The organism is Pseudomonas sp. CH61 (assembly GCF_059429415.1).
The window spans coordinates 3,070,336-3,085,615 of sequence record NZ_CM182098.1; the positions used below are offsets into that span (position 1 = coordinate 3,070,336).

A 15,280-nucleotide genomic window follows, 5' to 3' on the forward strand; every position below is an offset into this window, starting at 1 on the left:
ACGGCAACTTGTCGATCTACGGCACCGGCAATCGACCAAGGACTGACTACGCTGTTAATCCAGCGTGTCTAACCTGCCGAGGATGACTGCCATGCAACGCTTTCAGAAACTCACGCCCTGCCTGTGGTTCGACGATCAGGCCGAAGCCGCCGCGAAGTTTTACTGCTCGATCTTCGATCACGCGAAAATCACCGGCCTGACCCACTACAGCAAGGTCGGCCAGGAATTTCACGGCAAGCCGGAAGGTGCGGTGATGACCGTCAGTTTCGAGCTCGACGGCCAGACCTTCACCGGGCTCAACGGTGGGCCGATGTTCAAATTCAGCGAGGCGATCTCGTTTCAGGTCAACTGCCAGAATCAGGAAGAAGTCGACCATTTCTGGGGCAATCTGTCCGAGGGTGGCCCCGTCGAGGCCCAGCAATGCGGCTGGCTGAAAGACAAGTTCGGCGTGTCGTGGCAGATCGTCCCGGTGGCGTTCATGCAGATGATGCTGGATGCCGACACGAGCAAATCGCAGCGCGCCATGCAGGCCATGTTCACGATGAAAAAACTCGACATTGCCGAACTCGAACGGGCCTTTGCCGGCCAGAGCTAATACACTGGCGCCCTGGCCTGCCGGGAATAACAACGATGAAACACGCTGCCGCCAAAAACCCTGAAAAGGCCCCGCGCTTCTGGCGCGACGCGGCGCTGCCATTCATTGAAGCGCGGGCCATCGCCGATGGCCGCGAGGTCTGCTATGCGCGGCATTCCCACGCGCATTTCTCCATCGGTGCGATCACCGCCGGGCGCAGCAGCTATGTGCATGAGCAGACGCAGTTCGAGGTCGCGGCGGGCACGGTGGTGCTGATGAATCCCGGCGATGTGCATGCGTGCAATCCGATCGATGATCAGCCGTGGTCGTATGTGATGCTGTATGTCGAGACGCCTTGGCTGACGGATCTGCAGCATCAGTTGGGCTTTGCCAGTGATCTTGAGTTTCGGCGCTTTTCCACCACACACCTTGATGACGCTGCGCTGTTCAAAGAACTGAACGGGCTGTATCAAACGTTAGTCGACCCGCAACAGGATGTGCTGCGCAAGCAAAGCGCTGCGGTGGAGTTTTTCAGCGATCTGCAACTGCGCCTCAACCCTGCCGGACCGTCGTTGCGCGAGCCGAATTTCAAACTGGAACGCGCGGCTGACTTCATCCGCGAGCACTGCACCGAAGTGCTGAACCTCGACGACATCTGCGCCGCGGCACAGCTGTCACCGTCGTACCTGATCCGCGCTTTCAAACAGCATTACGGCATGACGCCCCACGCGTTTCTGGTCAACCAGCGCATCCAGTTCGCCCGCGAGCGTTTGCGCAGCGGCCAGTTGATTGCGGATGTGGCGCTTGAGGCGGGGTTTGCCGATCAGGCGCATTTTCAGCGAGCGTTCAAACAACATCTGGCGGCGACACCCGGCCAATATCGCGGCTGACACGTCATCTGAAACTCAACACCTCCCCTGTGGGAGCGAGCCTGCTCGCGAAAGCGGTGTATCAGTCACGGGGATATTGACTGTGCCATCGCTTTCGCGAGCAGGCTCGCTCCCACAAGGTGAAGTGCCAGCATCATCGGCTGATGACCTTCGAATTCAGATATTGACATATCGGTAAATTCCGATATCGTCGCGGCATGGAACTACTCGAAATCTTCAAAGCCCTCTCGAACCGCACACGCCTGGAAATCCTCAAAGGCTTGAAGGATCCCGAGAAACACTTTCCTCCCCAGGATGAGGGTGACGTGCACACCGTGGGCGTTTGCGTCAGCAGTATTCAGGAAGGCGTCGGGCTGTCGCAGTCGACGGTATCTGATTATCTGGCGACGCTGCAACGCGCCGGGCTGGTGGAAGTCAGGCGCATCGGCCAATGGACCTATTACAAACGCAACGAAGCAGCGATCAGTGCGCTGGCCGAGATCATCGGCAGCGAGCTGTAATTTTTTACCGCATGATATCGATAATTCCCGATATCCCTTTTTACCGAAACGAGGCAATGCAATGAAAGCGATGATCCTTACATCATTCGGCGGCGCGCAATCGTTCGAACTGTGCGACGTGCCCAAACCAAGGCCACAAGCCGGCGAAGTGCTGGTGCGGGTGCACGCCACTTCCATCAATCCGCTGGATTACCAGGTGCGCCGTGGCGACTATGCCGATCTGGTGCCCCTCCCCGCCATTACCGGGCACGACGTCTCCGGCGTTGTCGAAGCCGTCGGCCCGGGGGTGACGGCGTTCGTGCCGGGTGACGAAGTCTGGTACACCCCGCAAATATTTGATGGCCCGGGCAGTTATGCCGAGTACCACGTGGCGGCGGCAAGCATTGTCGGCAAAAAGCCGCCCGCGTTGAGTCACCTCGAAGCGGCCAGCCTGAGCCTGGTCGGCGGAACTGCGTGGGAAGCATTGGTCGTGCGAGCCGCGCTCAGAGTCGGCGAAAGCATTCTGATCCACGGCGGTGCAGGCGGCGTCGGCCATGTTGCGATCCAGTTGGCCAAAGCCATTGGCGCGAAGGTCTTCACCACGGTGCGTGAAGGCAATTTCGAGTTCGCCCAGCGCATGGGCGCCGATGTGCTGATCGACTATGAGAAGGAGGATTACGTCGAAGCGATCCTGCGCGAAACCGACGGGAGCGGCGTCGATGTGGTGTTCGACACCATCGGCGGCGACACCCTGTCGCGCAGTCCTGACGCGCTCGCACAGCTCGGCCGGGTGGTGTCGATTGTCGACCTTGCCCGGCCACAAAACCTGGTTCAGGCCTGGGGCAAGAACGCCAGTTATCACTTCGTGTTCACCCGGCAGAACCGCGGCAAGCTCGATGAACTGAGCGCCTTGATCGCTCGCGGCCAGTTACGGCCACACGTTGGCGCCGTCTATTCGCTGGCCGACATCGGGCTCGCCCATGCCTTGCTGGAAACGCCCAACAACGGCGTCCAAGGCAAAATCGCGATTGCTGTCGTACCGTCGCCAGAACTCGCCCATCGCTGAACTCAGCGCAAGGAGATCACCATGATTTATGAGATCGCTTTACTGCCCGTGCACACAGGGAAAACCGGATCCTTCCGGCAGGCATTTGCCGAGGTCGAGCCGTTGCTCAAACGGGCAAAGGGTTACGGCGGACATCTGCTCGCACAAGGGATCGAAACGCCCGAGGTGTTCAATCTGATTGTGCGCTGGCAGTCCCTTGAGGATCACACGCCGGGGTTTGACGCGAGTGAGGACCATCGGCTGTTCATGCTGGGCCTGGAGGAGTATTTTTCGGACGAGCCGAAGGTTTATCACATTGAGGGAGGCGCTTTTCAGCAGCCGTTCAACTAGCTCCGGAAAGTGACGAACAATCTCTCGGCTACCCGCGATCCATTGTAGGAGTGAGCCTGCTCGCGATAGCGGCGTATCAGTCGACATCTATATTGACTGATACGCCGCTATCGCGAGCAGGCTCACTCCTACAGGGTTTACGGTAACAGCAGGTATATCGCACTGACGGCCAACAATGCTGCCATCACCCGATTGAACCAACGCATCCCCGCCGCATTACTCAAATACCCACGCAAAAACGTCCCGGCATACGCCCAGCAGCCCACCGACAGATAACAGATCACCAGATACACCGCCGCAAACTGCCAGACCAGCCGCGCCTCGCCATCAGCGACAAACGCGCCCATGCCCGCGACGCAGGCCAGCCAGGCTTTCGGGTTGAGCCATTGCATCACCGCGCCATACAGCATCGACGGCGCCCGCCCGGAATCCCCGGCACTCAGCTGCCCGTCATCCATGGCCAGCTTCCACGCCATGAACAACAGAAATGCCACGCCCGCCAGTTGCACCACCCGGGTCATGAATGGCCAGAGTTTCAGCACCTCGTGCAAACCCAGGCCCATCAACACCAACAGCAACACAAACCCTAACGTGGCCCCGGCGACATGCCGCTGACTGGCGCGAAAACCGAACTGCGCCCCGGAGCTCAACGCCACAATGTTCACCGGCCCCGGCGTGATCGACGCCGCCAACGCAAACGCCGCCATGGAAACAATCAGACTCATCGCACACCTGCTTCAAATCGAGGAACAAGGTGCACACCCTAGCCAGCGCCCGTTCCCCGGTATTGAAGAAAATGCCCCTGACAACACAAATCCCCTGTGGGAGCGAGCCTGCTCGCGAAAGCGGTGGATCATTCAATGCTGCATTGACAGAACAATCCCATTCGCGAGCAGGCTCGCTCCCACATGAAAATCGACGCTCAGTCCAAACGTGGCACGGTGAAGCGGAATTCGCTGCCCTGCCCCGGTTCGCTCTCGGCGAAGATCCGCCCGCCGTGTGCTTCGACGATGCCTTGGGTGATGTACAAACCGAGGCCCGTACCGGTCGGATTGCCTTCTTTCACTGTCCAGTAACGGTCGAACACGTGCGGCAGATGTTCCTTGGGAATGCCTTCGCCGCTATCGCGAACAGTGAAGACGATTTCATTGCCGACGGAGGTGGCATGCACACCCACCCTGCCCAGTCGCGGGGTGAATTTGATCGCGTTGCCGACCAGATTCGACAGCACCTGAAACAGCCGCTCCGGGTCGGCGTGAATGCGCAGGTCAGGATCGGCGTCGAAGGAAATGCTGATGTCCTTGTCCAGCGCCAGCGGCGCAAGCAGTGCCTGCGCTTCCTCGAACATCTGCCCGACGTCAAGTTTCTGCGGGGTGATGGAGTAGCGCCCGGCATCGATTTTCGAGGTGTCGAGCAAGTCCTCCAGCAGCGTATTCATGCGACCGGCAGCCTGTTGCATGGTGTCGATCGCCGTGGAGATTCGCCGCGATGTGTGCGGGCCGTCCGAGCTGAAGGCCTTCTGCATCATGCCGCAAAGCATCGAAATCACCGTCATCGGGTTGCGCAGATCGTGCGACACCACAGCCACCAGCTCATCGCGGGCGCGCACCGCTTCCTGCTCGCGGCGCACTTGCCGCGCCAGATCATTTTCCAGTGCCGAACGCCGTAGATCGTTGGCGGCGAACAGATCACCGTGGCTCCACTTGGTGGAGATCCCGGCCATCTCGACCTTCCAGATTTCAAACGAGGTGCGCGGGCGCAAACGCAGGCCGGCGTCGGAGTTTTCCAGGTCCAGCGGCTTGCGCGGATCACCGCTCCAATTGATGTTTTCCTTGACCTCTGGACGAAACCAGAACACGCCGTTGTCCACCGGTTTCGGCAGGCTCATGGCGAGCACGCCGCTGGCCACCTGCTGATACTGCGCGGCCGGCGGGTAGACGCTGGCCAGGTGATGACTGGCAAACACCGCCTCGCCACTGTCCTGCAACCACTTGTGCAAGGCGCGAATCTCGTCCGGCTCCGGGCAGTTGCCGTAGCGGTGCAGTTGTTTGTCTTCGATGATTGCAATGCCACCGGCATTGGTCAGCGCCATCAGGGTTTGCGGTTGGTTGGCCAGACCGTCGAAGACGTTCTGCGGCGAGTCGATCATCGCTTGATTGAGCAACGCCAAGGCTTCGACTTTCTCTTCACGCTGACGGCTGATCTCCAGCGCTTCCATGGCGCTGATCTGCAGCGACAGTACCTGGCCGATGGTCTGGCACGCGGCGCGCAATTCGTGCGGCACGTGCAGTGGCTGACGATTGCCGCAGCTGATCAGGCCCCAAAGCTTGTCACCCTTGAGTAGGGAAATGCTCATCGACGACAACACGCCCATGTTCTTCATGTACTGACAATGGATCGGCGACACGCTGCGCAGCGTGGCAAAACTCAGGTCCAGCGGCGTGTCGGTGTCCGGGCGCAACTTCGGCAGCAGCGGCACCGGTTGGTAGTCGGCATTGGGGATGATCCGCAGCCAATTGGTGCGATACAGCTCGCGCGCCTGTTCGGGAATGTCCGAGGCCGGGAAAAACAGGCCATTGAACACTTCCATCGACGGGTCGGAGGCTTCGGCGATGACCTGACCGTGGCCCTCCTCCTCGAAACGATAGATCAGCACCCGGTCGTAACCGGTCATGGCCTGGATTTCCTTGACGCTGATGTCGTACAGCGCCTGCAACGTGGTGGCTGCTTGCAGACGCTGAAGCATGCGCCCCAGGTGGGTCTGGTTGCCGGCGACGTTGCGTGGCTGGAAGTTCTCGACGTGGATTTCCAGCTCCAGAATCAGCACGCCCTGATGCCGATGCAGCAGGCCCTCGAACGCGATGCCGTTGAGCTTGAAGCGCAGCGGCTGCAAGTCGGACAGCGACGGTTGCAGCAAGGCTTCGCGCACTTGCGCCGCTTCGGCATCGCCGATCAGGCTTTCCAGCGGCTCGCCGATCAGGCTCTGCGGCGCGCGGGCCAGCAGGGTTTCAACGTTGGCGCTGACCTGAATGATCGCCAGTTCAGGCTCGCTCAGGGTCAGCAGCAAACCATGGGGCTGGATCGCACCGGGGAAACGAATCGGCTCATCGGCACAGTTGGCCAGCAGTTCTTCAAAGTCTTGTTTGTCTTGCGGGTTCATGCCAGTACCTCCCGGCTTTCGAGCCAGTGCTCGAAACAGCTGAATGTGGTTTGTGCTGCCATGACGACAGCGGCGCGCTCGGCGGCGCTCATTGGCCGACTGCCGAGGTATTCGATGAAGTCGCGCCAGCGCCGGCCCGTGGCGGCGCCGTAGATATCGAGAAAGGCCGCGCCGTTATTGGCTTCCAGGCCTAATCGTGAAGAGATTTCCCGGCGCAGGATTTGCCCGCCGAGCGTCGCACCTTCGAGCACGTAGAGCACGCCAAGGCAGGCAGCGCTTGAGTCGATGATCGGCAACTGCTCGCACTGCGGCAGGCCTTGCAACGCTTCGGCAGATACGCCCAGCGCGCGCAGATCAGTGCGCAAGGTTGGCGCTTTGAGTCGAGGCGTCAGATCAAAATCGGCAGGAATGGCATCGCTGCGGAGCAAGGCGTTTTCCAGCGGCAGATAGAAGCCGTAATAAGCCCGCATCAGCCGCACAAAAGCCTGGGTATCGAGGGTATCGGAGAAAAAAGGAAGGCGTTTTTCCAGTGCGATGTGCAGCTCGGCAGTGCCGGCCCGCAGATCTTGCAGCACCGGTGGCACATAAACTTCACGGGCCTTTGCTTGCATGTAGATCGCTCTTGGTGGGGCCGCCTGGGGCCAAACGGGGGTGGGTACAACGTCGGCGAAATTTTACACGGCTATCGCCGTTTCTGACCGGATGGATAGTTTTTTCTGACGAAACCATCACCCTATGACTGATACAGAGTGAAGGCATCTGCAAAAAGTTCGACCGCGCTGCCCAACAGCGCCGGGCGCTGTACCGCGACAGCGCTGTGTGACTGTATGGGTCTGGGCGCCTGGGGGCTGTGATAAAAATATCGTTCTCGTTACTGGAGTGCCGTCATGGATCTCGCCACCCTCACCCTGTTTCTTCCAGCCTGTTTCGCCCTGAACATGGCCCCCGGGCCGAACAATCTGCTGTCGGTCAGCAACGCCACGCGTTATGGCTTTCGCCGCGCCTGCACGGCGGGCATCGGGCGGATTCTGGCGTTCGCCGGGATGATTGCGCTGGCCGGTGCGGGCCTGTCGGTGGTGCTGCAAACCTCGGAATGGCTGTTCCATGCGATCAAGATCATCGGCGCGGCGTATCTGCTGTATCTGGCCTGGCAGTTGTGGCGGGCCAATCCGGAGGCCGAGCAGCAGGTAACGGGCGCGACCGTTGGTTTCTTTGCGTTAGCGCGGCAGGAGTTTCTGGTGGCGGCGGGCAATCCGAAGGCGATCCTGTTGTTTACCGCGTTTCTGCCGCAGTTCGTCGACCCGACGCGCCCGGTGCCGGCGCAGTTTGCGGTGCTGGGCGTGCTGTTTCTGCTGCTGGAATGGATCGCCATCAGCGCCTACGCGTGGATGGGCCTGCACATGCGCCGCTGGTTCGCCGAGCCGCGCGGCAAACGGATATTCAATCGTTGCTGCGCGGGTTTGCTGTCGGCGGCGGCTTCGGTATTGTTGATGGCCAAACGCGCTTAAGCATCCGACGGGCCTTTGAGTTCGACCTGATTGCCGTCCGGGTCGAAGCAATACAGCGACAGCCCTTTGCCCTCGGCGCCGAAGCGTGACTCGGCTTTTGCCACACTCAGGCCGAAAGTTTGCAGATGTGCAATCAGCGCCGCTTCGTCGAACGGTTCGATGCGCAGGCAAAAGTGATCGACGTTACGCCGCTCGGCCCCGGCCGCCCCACCGCCCTTGCGACCGAGTTCACCTTGCAGGTCGACGAGGTCGATCATCGAAGTGCCGGCGCGCAGGTGGATCAGGCCCAGCGGTTCGTTGCGTTTGACCACCTCGGCGCCGAAGACCTGGTTGTAGAAGTCGATGCTGCGTTGCAGATCGGCGACGCGCAGGACGATGTGATCAATGTGTTGGATGGAAAAAGGATGCATCGGGCACACCTCAACGAACGGTAGGAGCTGCCGATAGCGGCGATCTGGGATTTTCGGACGCGGAGCGTCCCGGGCTGCATTCCCACGCAGAGCGTGGGAACGATCAAGATCGCAGCCTGCGGCAGCTCCTACACGGTAGTTCAGGGGATTTGAAAATTCACTGTCGATTTTTCGGTGGAGCCATCGACAAACTGGTTTTACTCTCAGCCCATGAACATACATACCGCTGTCCTGCCGCCCCACGCCGAGATGGTTCGCGCCATGCTCGAACGCGACACTGCCTATGAAGGCGTGTTCTTCACGGCTGTGAAAACCACCGGGATCTTCTGCCGCCCCAGCTGCACGGCGCGCAAGCCGAAACCGGAGAACGTCGAGTTCTTCGCCCATGCTGACGAATGCATGTCTGCCGGCTATCGCGCCTGCCTGCGTTGCAAGCCGCTGGACGCCGCGGCCATCGCGCCGGACTGGGTGCAGCGTTTGCTTAAAGCCGTGGAGGCCGATTCCGAGGTGCGCTGGAGCGATGCGCAGTTGCTCGCCGAAGGCATCGAGCCGCTGAAGCTGCGGCGCTGGTTCAAGCAGCATTTCGGCATGACCTTCCACGCATGGTTGCGCACGCGCCGGCTGGGCATGGCGTTGGGCGGGATCAAGCAAGGCACCTCGATTGATCACGCCGCGTTTGATTCGGGTTATGAGTCGCTCAGCGGCTTTCGTGATGCCTTCCAGAAGTCCTTCCACATCACCCCGGGCCGCGCCGAACAGAGTGAACCGCTGCTGTTCTCCCGGCTGACCACCCCGCTGGGGCCGATGATCGCCATGGCCGAACGCCGTGGACTGGTGTTACTGGAGTTTCTCGATCGCCCGGCGCTGACCCGCGAAGTCGAAGAGTTACAGAATCGCTATGGCTACGCAGTCGCGCCGGGGCACAACGCGCATTTGCAGCAGATCGAGCAGCAACTGGTGCAGTATTTCGCCGGCAAGCTGAACACCTTTACTGTGCCGTTGCACTTGCCCGGCAGCGAGTTTGCCCGGCAGGTCTGGTCAGCGTTACTGCAAATCCCCTACGGCCACACCAGCACTTACGGGGCCATCGCCGCCGGTTTGGGCAAACCCGGCGCCAGTCGCGCGGTCGGACTGGCCAACGGCCACAATCGGCTGTCGATCGTGGTGCCCTGCCATCGGGTGATCGGCGCGGATGGCTCGCTGACCGGCTATGGTGGTGGGCAGCCGCGCAAGGCGTTTCTGCTGCGGCTGGAAAACGCCGCCGTGCAGCTCACCCAACAACTGGCATTCTGACCAACCCCATCAACTGACAAGAAGGATTTTTGATGAACGCGCTCGCTACGCAGTTTCACCAGTTGCACCAGCAAGGCCTGTTGATTCTGACCAACGTCGCCGACGCCACCGGTGCGAGACTGGTCGAGCACCTGGGCGGTAAAGCCGTGGCCACCAGCAGCGCCGCAGTGGCCTGGGCCCACGGTTATCCGGACGGCAACACCCTGCCCCTCGAACGTCTGGTGTCGACGGTGGAATCGATCGCCCGGGTGATCAGCATTCCGTTGACCGTGGATGTCGAGGCCGGGTATTCCGATGACCTCGGGCGCGTGGCCGAAGTGCTCGATGCGGTGATCGCGGCGGGTGCCGTGGGGATCAATATCGAGGACGGTTCTGCCGATCCGGAGCTGCTCGCGCGCAAGATCGAAGTGGCGCGACAGGTTGCCAATAAGCGCGAGGTGCAGCTGTTCATCAATGCGCGCACCGACGTGTATCTGAAAAGCCTTGTGCCGGCCGAGGATCGCGTCGCCGAAACCCTGCACCGCGCGGCGCTCTATCAAGCGGCCGGAGCGGATGGATTGTTCGCGGCGGGCGTGACGTCGGCCTATGAAATCGAGGCCATCTGCAAGGGCTCTGCGCTGCCAGTCAATGTCCTTGGTTTTGCTTGCCTGCCTTCACCGGAAGAACTGCAAACGCTGGGCGTGCGCCGCTTGAGCGCGGGTTCCGGCATCGCCGAATTCCTCTATGGCGCGATGGGCGGGCTGGTGAAAAGCTTTCTGGCCAGCGGCAAACTCGACACCCATGACCTCAAGGCGTTCAGCTACGGCGAAGTCAACGGTTTGCTGAAATAACATGCCTGATGCCTATCAAGCGGCCAGCGCCTTTCTGGCCGCGCTCGATCCGGAGTGGCAGCGACATATTGCGGCGGTCGGCCCGTGCCTGCATCAACCGCATCCGGCGCGTGATCCGTATGAGTCGCTGGTGCGGGCGATTGCTTATCAGCAACTGCATGCCAAGGCTGGCGATGCGATTGTCGGGCGGTTGGTGGGGCTGTTTCCTGGGCAGTCGTTTCCGCGGCCCGAGGAGATCCTTGCGACGGATTTCGAGCGAATGCGCAGTTGCGGGTTTTCAGCGGGCAAGATTGCGACGATCCAGGGGATTGCTCAGGCGACGCTGGAGGGCGTGGTACCGGATTACGCCACGGCGCTGGCGATGGATGACGAGGCGTTGATCGAACGTTTGGTCGGTTTGCGCGGGGTCGGTCGCTGGACGGTGGAGATGTTGTTGATCTACAGCCTGGAGCGCATGGATGTTTTGCCGGCGGATGACTTTGGTGTGCGTGAGGGTTATCGGCGGTTGAAGGGGTTGGAGGTGCAGCCGACGCGCAGGCAGATGGTTGAGATCGGGTTGGCTTGGAGTCCTTATCGGACGGTGGCGGCCTGGTATTTGTGGCGGGTGCCTAAACTGCTGCCCTCACCCTAGCCCTCTCCCAGAGGTAGAGGGGACTGATTGATCTGGCTTAATGATTCTGGACACCCCTAAAGGGCGTTAATCTACGCCCAACGAAGAGGTGTGATTTGACCAGACGATATTTTTCGACAGATTTCAAACGGGATGCGGCTTGCCTGGTTTTGGATAAAGACTATTCGGTGAGTGAAGCCTGCGAAGCAATGGGCGTGGGCCCTACAGCTCTGCGCCGCTGGGTTGAGCAACTGCGTGCGGAGCGCAGTGGCAAGACGCCTGAGAAGTCCAAGGCCATGACCGTTGACCAACAACGCATCCAGGAACTGGAAGCAACAATTCGACGGATTGAGCGCGAGAAGGAAATTTTAAAAAAGGCTACAGCTCTCTTGATGTCGGATTCCCTCGATCGGTAAGGCTGGTCGAGGAGTTAAGCGAGCAATATCCAAGATCCGAGTTGTGTGGCGTGTTTGGTATCAACCGCAGCAGTTATTACGAGCGTCTGAAACAGCGGGCGAAAGTGCATGTCGGGCGCGATCGCCTAAAGATCAAGGCTGCCGAATTACATGAGCAAAGTCGCGGATCAATGGGCGCGCGCAGCCTGTCAAAAGCGCTGTGTAACGAAAAAGAGTCGGTAGGTCGTTACATGGCTCGTAGCCTGATGCGCGAGCTCGGTTTGAAGAGCCAGCAACGGCGCAGGCATCGGTACAAACCCAGCGGTGCGGAGGCGCAATACGCCCCCAATCATTTGGAGCGTAGATTCAAAGTCGAGGCCCCCAATCGAGTGTGGTGTGGCGACGTGACTTACATTTGGGCCGGTACTTACTGGGTTTATCTGGCTGCTGTACTTGATCTGCATGCCCGCCGCATCGTCGGCTGGGCGATGTCCAGAAGTCCGGATTCAGCTCTGACCTGTCGAGCGTTAAAGATGGCTTTCGAGTCGCGAGGACGCCCTGAAAACCTAATGTTCCATTCGGATCAGGGCTGTCATTACAGCAGTAAAGTGTTTCGTGAAACGCTGGCGGACATGCGCATAAAACAAAGCATGAGTCGACGAGGAAACTGCTGGGACAACGCCCCGATGGAGCGTTTCTTTGGCAGTTTGAAATCTGAATGGATACCCAAGGCTGGCTACCGAAACGAAGATGAGGCCAGTACCGATGTATTGCGCTACCTGACCCATTATTACAATCGGATCAGGCTGCACAGTCACAATGGCTACCGAACTCCGGTGGACATGGAGGCCCTGGCGGCATGAAAAAGGGTAAAACCCTATAACCGTGTCCAGTATCGTTTGACCAGATCAGATTGGGGGAGATTGGAGATTTACGCCGACGTGAAATAGCGTCTGTGAATCCATGATTGCCAAGACTTTTCAAACCCATAATCGACCGCCCTCACCCTAGCCCTCTCCCAGAGGTAGAGGGGACTGATTGGGGGAGATTGGAGATCTACGCCGACTTGAAATAGCGTCTGTGAATCCGTGATCGCCAAGACTTCTCAATCCCATAATCGACTGCCCTCACCCAAGCCCTCTCCAGGAGGTAGAGGGGACTGATTGGGGGAGATTGGAGATTTACGCCGACCTGAAATAGCGCCTTTGAATCCATGAACGCCAAGACTTTTCAAACCCATAATCTACCGCCCTCACCCTAGCCCTCCCGAAACGTCGGACCGCCCGTAGGTAGAGGGACTGATTGGGGGAGATTGGAGATCTACGCCGACTTGAAATAGCGCCTGTGAATCCATGATTGCCAAGACTTAAATCCATAATCGACTCGGTCTTTCAGGTCGATGTTTAACGCAAGACACCTCGGTCGGCTCCCTCTCCCTCTGGGAGAGGGCTGGGGTGAGGGTCGGCTTTTCACAACCCGGACTTCAATCGGCTGAACGCCCGAATCAAAGCCCGATTGAACGCCTTGCCATTGTCATTCTTGCTGTACAGCGTGGCCCTGACGTCGGCCGAGGGATACGTCCCCGGATCATTACGAATCGCTGCATCGACCAAACCATCCGCCGCCGTGATCGCATTGGCGTAATGAATGGTGTCAGTAATCGGCGCAATCACCTGCGGCGTCATCAAATAATCCATCAGCGCCAACCCGGCCTGGGGATGCGGCGCGTCCTTGGGCACGACCATGGCATCGAACCAGATCAACGTGCCCTCTTTCGGAATCCGGTAACTCAACTTGAACGGCTTCTTCGCCGCTTCCGCCTGCCCCGCCGCGATCGCCACATTACCGTTCCACGACATCGCCACGCACGTATTACCGTTGGCCAGATCGCTGATGTTCAGGTCGTTGTCGAAGTAACGAATGTACGGCCGGATCTTCGCCAGTTGCTGTTCAGCAAGCTTCAAGTCATCGAGGTTCTGCCGGTTGATGTCCAGCCCCATGTACTTCATGACGGCGGCAAATACCTCGTTGGGATCGTTGAGCAGACTCACTCCGCAATCAGCGAATTTCGCCACCACCGCCGGATCGAACAACATCGCCCAACTGTCCGTCGGCGCATCCGGCAAACGTTGCTTGATCGCCTCTTCCTGATAGCCGACGCCAGTGGTGCCCCAAGCGTAAATCCCCGCGTAGCGATTGCCCGGATCGAACACCGCCATGTGTTGGCGAAACTCCTCGCCAACCCCGGCAAAGTGTGGCACCCGGGCCTTGTCCAGCGGCTGGATCGCGCCGCTTTCGATGGCCCGCGACAGATGCTGGCCGGCGGTCAGCACCAGGTCGTAGCCACTGCGCCCGGTAAGTAGTTTGGTCTCGACGGTTTCCAGTGAATCGAAGTGATCGGCGACCACATGAATGCCGGTTTGCGCCTCGAAATTCTTCAGCGTATCCGGCGCCAGGTATTCGCCCCAGATGTACAGATTAACCACCGGTTTCGCGCTGTCGGCGGCCTGCACACACAAAGGTGCAAGCACCAGCAATAACGCTTGAGTCAGTTTGTGCAGGCGCATGGTCAGGCTCCTTTTTTCAGGCCGGCGTATTGCGGCATGGTGATGCACGCGACGTTGCCGCCGCCGAGGAGGATTTCCCGGGAGTTTTCGATGCCGACGATCTTGTGCTGCGGGAACAGTTCGGCCAACGTCGCCAGCGCCACTTGATCGTTGCGATCACCAAACAACGGCACCACGATCGAACTATTACCGGCGTAGTAGTTGATGTACGACGCGCAGATTTTCGTGCCGGCCTGACGGGTGTGGGTGCTGTCCTGCTGATCGAGGCCGTCGGCTTCTTCGGCGGTCCATTCCAGCACATCCGGTTGCGGCAGTTTGTGCACGATCAGCTCGCGCCCTCGGCTGTCGCGGGTGCTGCGCAGGATGTCGTAGGCCTCTTGGTAAATCTCCCACTGCGGATCGTCGCGGTTTTCGGTCCATTGCAGCACCACTTCACCGGGACGCACGAAACAGGCGAGGTCATCGACATGGCCATCGGTTTCGTCGAACTTGCAGCCGCGTGGCAGCCAGATGACTTGCTCGGCACCGAGGTAATCGGTCAGGCGTCGGGTGACTTCGTCCTTGCCCAGATGCTGGTTGCGATTGCGGTTGAGCAGACACTGTTCGGTGGTAAGGATGCTGCCCTGGCCGTCGCTCTGGATGCCGCCCAGCTCGGCAATCAGTGGTGCGCGGTAGCGGTCGAAGCGCTCGATTTCGAGGATCTTGCTAGCGATCTGATCGTCCTTGTCCCACGGGTAATAAAGGCCCCCGTCGAGCCCGCCATAAGCATTGAATTCGAAGTCGACGCCACGCACTTCACCGCTCTGATCGTTGACCACAAAGCATGGGCCGCTATCGCGGAACCAGGTGTCGTTGCAGCTCATCTCGACCACGCGCACTTGCGGCGGCAACTGCCGACGCGCCGTGGCGAATTGCGCGGCGGAGGCACACACGGTGACCGGTTCGCTGTGGGAGATGGCGGTGACGATCTGCACCCAGACTTTCTGCGCCGGTTTCGCGCCGTTGCGCCAGACATCGGTGCGCTCCGGCCAGCCCAGCCAGCAGCCGGACTTGGCTTCAAATTCGCCGGGCAGACGGAAGCCGTCGTGTTTGGGGGTGGAGTCGAGCAAACGTGCCATGGTCAAACCTCGTCTTCGCGATGGGATTGGAATGACCACAGGCTAAGGGC

Annotated in this window: 16 protein-coding genes; 10 read left to right on the forward strand and 6 right to left on the reverse strand. The window is 59.7% G+C overall.

Features of this window, described 5'->3' with window-relative positions:
• The first annotated feature begins 91 nt into the window (after positions 1-91).
• The 5 genes from AC5SEM_RS13585 (at position 92) to AC5SEM_RS13605 (ending at position 3,339) form a co-directional block, all read left to right on the forward strand.
• Positions 92-595 carry a VOC family protein gene (locus AC5SEM_RS13585; protein WP_077572356.1) on the forward strand — a complete coding sequence of 168 codons (504 nt, stop codon included), beginning with the start codon at positions 92-94 and terminating at the stop codon, positions 593-595.
• 35 nt (positions 596-630) lie between these two features.
• Entirely contained in the window at positions 631-1,464 is an 834-nt protein-coding gene (locus AC5SEM_RS13590; protein WP_495473300.1) for an AraC family ligand binding domain-containing protein, read from the forward strand.
• A gap of 197 nt (positions 1,465-1,661) precedes the next feature.
• A complete protein-coding gene (locus AC5SEM_RS13595; protein ID WP_077572353.1) occupies positions 1,662-1,964 on the forward strand; it encodes an ArsR/SmtB family transcription factor in 303 nt (100 codons plus the stop codon).
• Positions 1,965-2,025: 61 nt separating this feature from the next.
• Positions 2,026-3,009, forward strand: a complete 984-nt coding sequence (locus AC5SEM_RS13600; protein ID WP_495473301.1) for a zinc-dependent alcohol dehydrogenase family protein — start codon at positions 2,026-2,028, stop codon at positions 3,007-3,009.
• A 21-nt stretch (positions 3,010-3,030) separates the two neighbouring features.
• Entirely contained in the window at positions 3,031-3,339 is a 309-nt protein-coding gene (locus AC5SEM_RS13605) for an antibiotic biosynthesis monooxygenase family protein (RefSeq protein ID WP_495473302.1), read from the forward strand.
• A gap of 137 nt (positions 3,340-3,476) precedes the next feature.
• Here AC5SEM_RS13605 and AC5SEM_RS13610 read toward each other — a convergent pair whose 3' ends face one another.
• From AC5SEM_RS13610 to AC5SEM_RS13620, 3 genes are all read right to left on the reverse strand, one after another.
• The gene (locus tag AC5SEM_RS13610) at positions 3,477-4,064 is read right to left on the reverse strand and encodes a LysE family translocator (protein ID WP_077572347.1); all 588 of its coding nucleotides are present in this window, start codon (positions 4,062-4,064) and stop codon (positions 3,477-3,479) included.
• A gap of 197 nt (positions 4,065-4,261) precedes the next feature.
• On the reverse strand, positions 4,262-6,499 hold the full coding sequence (locus tag AC5SEM_RS13615) for an ATP-binding protein (protein WP_495473303.1): 2,238 nt from the start codon (positions 6,497-6,499) through the stop codon (positions 4,262-4,264).
• Positions 6,496-7,110 (reverse strand): biliverdin-producing heme oxygenase, encoded by a 615-nt coding sequence (locus AC5SEM_RS13620; RefSeq protein WP_495473304.1) that lies wholly within the window; start codon positions 7,108-7,110, stop codon positions 6,496-6,498. Before AC5SEM_RS13620 ends, AC5SEM_RS13615 begins: the two co-directional genes overlap by 4 nt.
• 276 nt (positions 7,111-7,386) lie before the next feature.
• Here AC5SEM_RS13620 and AC5SEM_RS13625 point away from each other — a divergent pair, with 276 nt between their 5' ends.
• Positions 7,387-8,007: a LysE family translocator gene (locus AC5SEM_RS13625; protein WP_123594306.1), complete on the forward strand. Its 621-nt coding sequence runs from the start codon at positions 7,387-7,389 to the stop codon at positions 8,005-8,007.
• Here the strand turns inward: AC5SEM_RS13625 and AC5SEM_RS13630 are convergent.
• Entirely contained in the window at positions 8,004-8,417 is a 414-nt protein-coding gene (locus AC5SEM_RS13630; RefSeq protein WP_123594305.1) for a VOC family protein, read from the reverse strand. The two genes, AC5SEM_RS13625 and AC5SEM_RS13630, sit on opposite strands and share 4 nt — an antisense overlap.
• A 210-nt stretch (positions 8,418-8,627) precedes the next feature.
• Here AC5SEM_RS13630 and AC5SEM_RS13635 point away from each other — a divergent pair, with 210 nt between their 5' ends.
• The 4 genes from AC5SEM_RS13635 to AC5SEM_RS13650 all read left to right on the forward strand — a co-directional run bounded on the left by AC5SEM_RS13635 (position 8,628) and on the right by AC5SEM_RS13650 (position 12,408).
• Positions 8,628-9,710, forward strand: coding sequence for a bifunctional transcriptional activator/DNA repair enzyme AdaA (locus AC5SEM_RS13635; RefSeq protein ID WP_495473305.1), 1,083 nt, complete (start codon positions 8,628-8,630; stop codon positions 9,708-9,710).
• A 32-nt stretch (positions 9,711-9,742) separates the two neighbouring features.
• Positions 9,743-10,540 (forward strand): isocitrate lyase/PEP mutase family protein, encoded by a 798-nt coding sequence (locus AC5SEM_RS13640; protein ID WP_123594303.1) that lies wholly within the window; start codon positions 9,743-9,745, stop codon positions 10,538-10,540.
• 1 nt (position 10,541) lies between these two features.
• Entirely contained in the window at positions 10,542-11,171 is a 630-nt protein-coding gene (locus AC5SEM_RS13645; protein WP_495473306.1) for a DNA-3-methyladenine glycosylase family protein, read from the forward strand.
• A 95-nt stretch (positions 11,172-11,266) separates the two neighbouring features.
• A protein-coding gene (locus AC5SEM_RS13650) for an IS3 family transposase (protein WP_495471302.1) occupies positions 11,267-12,408 on the forward strand; the annotation gives its coding sequence in 2 pieces (ribosomal slippage) (positions 11,267-11,528 and positions 11,528-12,408; 1,143 coding nt in all).
• Positions 12,409-13,014: 606 nt separating this feature from the next.
• Here AC5SEM_RS13650 and AC5SEM_RS13655 read toward each other — a convergent pair.
• Together AC5SEM_RS13655 and aguA are read right to left on the reverse strand one after the other, a co-directional pair.
• The gene (locus AC5SEM_RS13655; protein WP_331691352.1) at positions 13,015-14,112 is read right to left on the reverse strand and encodes an extracellular solute-binding protein; all 1,098 of its coding nucleotides are present in this window, start codon (positions 14,110-14,112) and stop codon (positions 13,015-13,017) included.
• A 2-nt stretch (positions 14,113-14,114) separates the two neighbouring features.
• Positions 14,115-15,230: an agmatine deiminase gene (gene aguA, locus AC5SEM_RS13660; protein ID WP_495473307.1), complete on the reverse strand. Its 1,116-nt coding sequence runs from the start codon at positions 15,228-15,230 to the stop codon at positions 14,115-14,117.
• Positions 15,231-15,280: the final 50 nt, after the last annotated feature.

Bases quoted from the DNA above. Each gene is read 5' to 3' on its own strand.
- AC5SEM_RS13585 (WP_077572356.1), top strand. From the start codon at position 92: ATGCAACGCTTTCAGAAACTCACGCCCTGCCTGTGGTTCGACGATCAG.
- AC5SEM_RS13590 (WP_495473300.1), top strand. From the start codon at position 631: ATGAAACACGCTGCCGCCAAAAACCCTGAAAAGGCCCCGCGCTTCTGG.
- AC5SEM_RS13595 (WP_077572353.1), top strand. From the start codon at position 1,662: ATGGAACTACTCGAAATCTTCAAAGCCCTCTCGAACCGCACACGCCTG.
- AC5SEM_RS13600 (WP_495473301.1), top strand. From the start codon at position 2,026: ATGAAAGCGATGATCCTTACATCATTCGGCGGCGCGCAATCGTTCGAA.
- AC5SEM_RS13605 (WP_495473302.1), top strand. From the start codon at position 3,031: ATGATTTATGAGATCGCTTTACTGCCCGTGCACACAGGGAAAACCGGA.
- AC5SEM_RS13610 (WP_077572347.1), bottom strand. From the start codon at position 4,064: ATGAGTCTGATTGTTTCCATGGCGGCGTTTGCGTTGGCGGCGTCGATC.
- AC5SEM_RS13615 (WP_495473303.1), bottom strand. From the start codon at position 6,499: ATGAACCCGCAAGACAAACAAGACTTTGAAGAACTGCTGGCCAACTGT.
- AC5SEM_RS13620 (WP_495473304.1), bottom strand. From the start codon at position 7,110: ATGCAAGCAAAGGCCCGTGAAGTTTATGTGCCACCGGTGCTGCAAGAT.
- AC5SEM_RS13625 (WP_123594306.1), top strand. From the start codon at position 7,387: ATGGATCTCGCCACCCTCACCCTGTTTCTTCCAGCCTGTTTCGCCCTG.
- AC5SEM_RS13630 (WP_123594305.1), bottom strand. From the start codon at position 8,417: ATGCATCCTTTTTCCATCCAACACATTGATCACATCGTCCTGCGCGTC.
- AC5SEM_RS13635 (WP_495473305.1), top strand. From the start codon at position 8,628: ATGAACATACATACCGCTGTCCTGCCGCCCCACGCCGAGATGGTTCGC.
- AC5SEM_RS13640 (WP_123594303.1), top strand. From the start codon at position 9,743: ATGAACGCGCTCGCTACGCAGTTTCACCAGTTGCACCAGCAAGGCCTG.
- AC5SEM_RS13645 (WP_495473306.1), top strand. From the start codon at position 10,542: ATGCCTGATGCCTATCAAGCGGCCAGCGCCTTTCTGGCCGCGCTCGAT.
- AC5SEM_RS13655 (WP_331691352.1), bottom strand. From the start codon at position 14,112: ATGCGCCTGCACAAACTGACTCAAGCGTTATTGCTGGTGCTTGCACCT.
- aguA (WP_495473307.1), bottom strand. From the start codon at position 15,230: ATGGCACGTTTGCTCGACTCCACCCCCAAACACGACGGCTTCCGTCTG.